The following is a 573-nucleotide window of genomic DNA, read 5'->3' as shown; positions in this document are numbered from 1 at the left end:
CCCAACTCCCTTACTTCCCTATTCCCCTACTCCCTTAGCAAGGTGGAGCCGCTGGCACTACGGCGGTGTAGAGATCAACTGAAAGGACTACCATGGCCAAGGAAGCCGCTCGTGTTCGCCGTCGCGAACGCAAGAACATCTCGTCGGGCGTTGCCCACGTCAATTCGACCTTCAACAACACGATGATCACCATCACCGACGCGCAGGGCAATTCTATCGCCTGGTCGTCGGCCGGCGCCCAGGGCTTCAAGGGTTCGCGTAAGTCGACCCCGTTCGCCGCCCAGATGGCCGCCGAGGATGTCGCCAAGAAGGCGCAGGAACACGGCATGCGCATGCTCGAGGTCGAGGTCTGCGGACCTGGCTCCGGTCGTGAATCGGCGCTGCGCGCGCTGCAGGCCGCCGGCTTCACCATCACCTCGATCCGTGATGTGACGCCGATCCCGCACAATGGCTGCCGCCCGCGCAAGAAGCGCCGCGTCTAAGGAACTATCGAACGCCGCGCGAACGCCAAAAAGTGTTCCTCCGCGGCATTCCAGGTCGCCCGCCACGATTGGATGGTGGCGGGGCAACGGA

At 63.4% G+C, this 573-nt stretch carries 1 protein-coding gene; it reads left to right on the top strand.

Annotated elements, in window-relative coordinates; genetic code table 11:
- Positions 1–92: 92 nt before the first annotated feature.
- Positions 93–482 (top strand): 30S ribosomal protein S11, encoded by a 390-nt coding sequence (gene rpsK, locus EN781_RS33775; RefSeq protein ID WP_006205444.1) that lies wholly within the window; start codon positions 93–95, stop codon positions 480–482.
- Positions 483–573: the final 91 nt, after the last annotated feature.

Origin of the sequence: Mesorhizobium sp. M4A.F.Ca.ET.090.04.2.1 (assembly GCF_003999085.1) — a bacterium.
GTDB lineage: Bacteria > Pseudomonadota > Alphaproteobacteria > Rhizobiales > Rhizobiaceae > Mesorhizobium.
This window is presented reverse-complemented; position numbering and strand designations above follow the sequence as displayed.